This is a genomic window from 'Vigna radiata' phytoplasma (genome assembly GCF_030586915.1).
Classification (GTDB): Bacteria; Bacillota_I; Bacilli_A; order Acholeplasmatales; family Acholeplasmataceae; genus Phytoplasma; species Phytoplasma australasiaticum.
Genome location: NZ_JAOSIS010000036.1, coordinates 1 through 4,517 on the forward strand (window position 1 = coordinate 1; position 4,517 = coordinate 4,517).

Below are 4,517 nucleotides of genomic sequence, written 5' to 3' on the forward strand. Positions count from 1 at the left end.
TTTAAATTCATTTTATTTTATCTCGATTTAAAAATTGCTATCCAAAAAAAAAAAAAAAAAAAAAAAACGCGCGAAGCGTAAAACTTTTTTTTAATTTTTAAAAAATTGGTAAAATATCAATCATGGAGTCAAAAACGATGTGCAAAAAATAAAGGTTTAATGGGATCAAAATGATGATTTTTTTAAAAAAAATTTTCAGTTGAATTTAATCAAAAATTTTCAAAATATCAGTCATGGAGTCAAAAATAATATACAAAAAATAAAGGTTTAATGGGATAAAAATGATGATTTTTTTAAAAAAAAATTTTAATTCTTAAAAAACAAGATCAAAAAAGAAACATATTTTTATATAGCATGGAGTCAGGAGTCAATATGCAAAAAAAAAGATTTAAAGGTATAAAAATAGATGTTTTTTTGTGGAGTCAGTTGGAGGCAAATTGGAGTCACAATGGAGTCACAAAAAATGAGTGATGGAGGCAAATTGGAGTCACAATGGAGTCAAATGTAAGGTAGTGGAGTCAAAAAAAAGTGAAGAAACATATGGTTTAATGGTATGAAAGTGGAAAATGGATAAAAAAAAAGTGACTCCAAGTGACTCCATGAACAAAAGTGATGTTTTGTATGGTTTTATGGTAATATAAAATTTTTTGACTCCAAATCCGTATCTATATCTAAGAGTTTTTGTGAAGAGAGATTTTTTTTGATGACCATTTTTTAAAAATTTTAATTAAAAAAAGTTTTACGCTTCGCGCGTTTTTTTTTTTTTTTTTTTTAAATTAGAGATTTTTATAAATTTTATAATTATAGAAAAGAAAAATATTAGGAGTTAACAAAATGGTAAAAGATATTGCTTTTGCTAGAGCTTATCCGTTAGAAACTTTTAAAGATAGCAAAATTAAATCGGAAATCATAAAATTTTTTGAAAAAAGAAATGATTTGACCTATTATAAAAATTTAGTTATCGAACAACAGTTTAATCGGATTGGAATTAGATCATTATTATATAGCGTAATTAAGCATTTTAATTGGCGTTTTAATTATTCAGCGGGTATTTTTTCACGACTGAATTTTACTTGTAAAAATTATAGCAATGAGGCTCATTTAAATATCTTTTTTCAACCCGCGATTGCTCTTTATAAATTAAAATTACTAGAGGAAATTTTAAATTGTGAGGATTTTCTGATTAAACCGTTGTATGAACCCATGAGAATGATTAAAATGTCTAAACAAATAAATGTTTTTATGTGCGGTTTTAAGCCATTTTTACATAACTTTACTAATAAAGAAATGATTAAGTTTATCAAAGAAAAATGCCACTTTATTAAAGTGGACGATCAAATTGGCAAATTGTATTTAGAGTAAATTTTTTATTTACTTTCTAAATAAATTTTTTGATAAGTTTTTAAACCATATTTGCGTAATAATTCATCAGCATCTTTGCAATCATAATGAGGAATGGTTTTAATGTAATTTTCAATATTTAAACGTTTTAATTGTTGACTTAATCGGGAGGCGGTTTTTAATCCGGTTTCATCATTATCTAATCCGAGAATGACTTTTATTTGATATTTTTTAAAAAAATCGAGGATAAATGGCGAAAAATTATTGCTAACGGTAATCAAACCGATGACATTTTCAATTTGATTTTGATAACTTTGTAAAACATCAAAAAAGCCTTCATGTAAAATGGCCGTTTGGGTATCCAAAATGGCTTTTTTAGCATAGTGAAATCCATAAGGAATACTAAAGATTGTCTGATTGGTTAAATTGCGTAATGCTTGATATTTGGGGCGATAAGGTAATTCCGCGGGATAATGATGTCGATAATAATGAATAATTTGGCCATTTTCATCAAAAACCGGAATTAACCAACAATTAAGGCAACCATCATAGCTAAATTTAGGATTTTTACGTAATAAATCTACCGCATAATACGGCATTAAATCGGCTTGTTGGTTTTCTAAATAATTTAATAAATTTTGATTATTTTTATTAGCGAATCCAATTTGAAATTTTTTAATTAAAAGCGGATTAAGCTGACGTTTCTTTAACAAATAATCGAGAGCTGCCGGTGTGGCCCATAATTGTTTTTGATAAAAATGACTAATTTCATCCCAAATCGCTAAAATTGTATCCAGGTGTAAATTACTATTAGCAAAATTATTAAGTGCTTTATTTTCGTTATTTGATAGCTTAAATGACTCATTACACGTGAATGCTGACGCGGTTAGCTCTTGATATTCCGTGCTTTGATAAAAGTTGGTTAAATCGGTTAAACTTTGGGCAAAATCTTTTCCGGTAATTTTTTGATAAACCGTCATCGTATCAAAAGCTTTTCCGCAACTCCAACACCAAATCTTATTTTGGCGATTAATATCCGCCGATAAACCACTTTTACTATCATGAAAAGGACATTTGAAACGAATGGGTAAAGTCGCGTGTACGGGGATTAATTTTAAATGTTTTAATAAAACTAACATGGAAATATTTTTAAATATCATCATCATCTTCAAGTAACTCCTGATTTTCTTCTGCTGGAGGCGCTAAAAATAGTTTTTTATCCGGATCTAAAGTTAAAAAAATAACATTCGAGCGAATATAATCAAGCAGATATTTATTTCCCGGAAGATGAAAAAACTGCTTAAAAGAACGATGGGGATTACAAATAAAAATATTTATTTTCATCTTTAAAATTTCACGATCCGGTTCATGTTTGGCGGTTTCCACCGAATGACCAAGTTGACTGGTAAAAATGGTTTCTACTAGATCTCTTTCCACTAAATAAGATGCCTGAAAATCATCATAAATATCAACTTCGGCATTTTCATCATCATAACGTTTACGGCTATAATTTAAGCGTCTTTTCATATAATTAAAAAGGATGTTTAAATGATTTAATAAACTCCACATAAATTGGGTTTTTCCTAAACCGGTTACCCCTTCAATTACTAAAGCCGGACTACGATGACCACGACGCACGAATTTTAACCCTTTTAAAATAAAATCTTTAATAAATTGCAATTGGGGATTGGCTAAATCAAAAGTATCTAACGGTTTAATATCGACATAATCTTTTAAATTACGAATCCGGGTAAAATGTTGTTTAATATTTTGCTGAATAATCGAAGTTTTTTCCACAAACCAAAAATTATTGGTTTCATTTAAATATTGATACAATAAACGGGTTGCTTCTTCGGTAGTCATTTCTAAATCTTGGTCAAATTCTGCCTTTAATTTTTTAATATAATTAAAGACATCTTCGCTTTGTTCTTTGCGAATTTTTGCCGAAACTTCTCGACTAATCGTTAAACGCCCATGATTATAAGAAACTTCACTACGCGCCACAATATAATTAGCGATATCAGCTGGAGAAACCGCATTTTGAACTCTAATAATTTTAAAATTCTTTTCTAATGGTAATTTAAAAATACTTAAATTACGAAAACAAGGCTTTTTTTCAAGCGCTATTAGCACTTTTAATCTTTGTTTTTGTTGTGCCAATAATAAAAATTTTACTTGATTTTGATATTTTTGTTGTAAAATATTAATGAAAACAAATGATAAATCTTTAAGAAAGTTAACTTTCAATGGTAATTCTTGATCGATAATATCATAAGTTAATAAAAGGTTTTTATATTGAATTTTTTTCATGTAAACATCCTTTAAATGACCTAAATATAACATATAATATTTAGGTTTTTTTTCGTTTATATACCATTAAAAAAAAGTTAAAAGCCCTACTGATGAGCTTGTCGGAACATCAATAGGGCCTTTTTTATTATAGTATAGAAATTCGTGACAAGCTTTTCTTAATTTAATTTTATCACTTTTTATCAAAAACTGGTAATTGATCTAAAAAAATGGTTTTTACATAATTTTTTAAAAAATAAATTTTATTAAATAATGTGTTTTCATTATTTAAAATACTAAATTTAAAGATATTATCGACTAATTTCATTACTTCAGGGTCACTTTTAAATTTCACTAAATTTTTATCAATATTATTTAAATAATTATTCCACAAAGATTTTACTTCGGAAAAATCCATAAAACGACAATAAAACGTCCACAATTTAACATGACTTAAGGTTTTAACTTGTTGTTTAAAAGTATTAAAATTTAAATTAGCAATTTGTTTACTATTATTTTGAAATAAATCTACCGTTTTATTCATGTAAATATTAACTTTCTAATAATTATTTTTTGAATTTAATTTTTGAAAAATTTTAAATTCATTTTATTTTATCTCGATTTAAAAATTGCTATCCAAAAAAAAAAAAAAAAAAAAAAACGCGCGAAGCGTAAAACTTTTTTTTAATTTTTAAAAAATTGGTAAAATATCAATCATGGAGTCAAAAACGATGTGCAAAAAATAAAGGTTTAATGGGATCAAAATGATGATTTTTTTAAAAAAAATTTTCAGTTGAATTTAATCAAAAATTTTCAAAATTTCAGTCATGGAGTGAAAAATAATAAAAAAAAAATGAAGGTTTAGTGTGATAGAAATTGTGAGTTTT

At 26.5% G+C, this 4,517-nt stretch carries 4 protein-coding genes; 1 reads left to right on the plus strand and 3 read right to left on the minus strand.

Annotated elements, in window-relative coordinates; translation table 11 throughout:
• Positions 1 to 834: 834 nt before the first annotated feature.
• Complete coding sequence (locus tag OC710_RS02495) at positions 835 to 1,362, plus strand: threonine synthase (RefSeq protein ID WP_304514999.1); 528 nt, start codon at positions 835 to 837, stop codon at positions 1,360 to 1,362.
• Between the two features lie 5 nt (positions 1,363 to 1,367).
• Here the strand turns inward: OC710_RS02495 and OC710_RS02500 are convergent, their stop codons facing one another.
• The 3 genes from OC710_RS02500 to OC710_RS02510 form a co-directional block, all read right to left on the minus strand.
• Positions 1,368 to 2,507 (minus strand): toprim domain-containing protein, encoded by a 1,140-nt coding sequence (locus OC710_RS02500; RefSeq protein ID WP_304515000.1) that lies wholly within the window; start codon positions 2,505 to 2,507, stop codon positions 1,368 to 1,370.
• On the minus strand, positions 2,491 to 3,684 hold the full coding sequence (locus tag OC710_RS02505; RefSeq protein ID WP_304515001.1) for a replication protein: 1,194 nt from the start codon (positions 3,682 to 3,684) through the stop codon (positions 2,491 to 2,493). Before OC710_RS02505 ends, OC710_RS02500 begins: the two co-directional genes overlap by 17 nt.
• Before the next feature lie 139 nt (positions 3,685 to 3,823).
• Positions 3,824 to 4,174 (minus strand): hypothetical protein, encoded by a 351-nt coding sequence (locus tag OC710_RS02510; RefSeq protein ID WP_304515002.1) that lies wholly within the window; start codon positions 4,172 to 4,174, stop codon positions 3,824 to 3,826.
• Positions 4,175 to 4,517 lie beyond the last annotated feature (343 nt).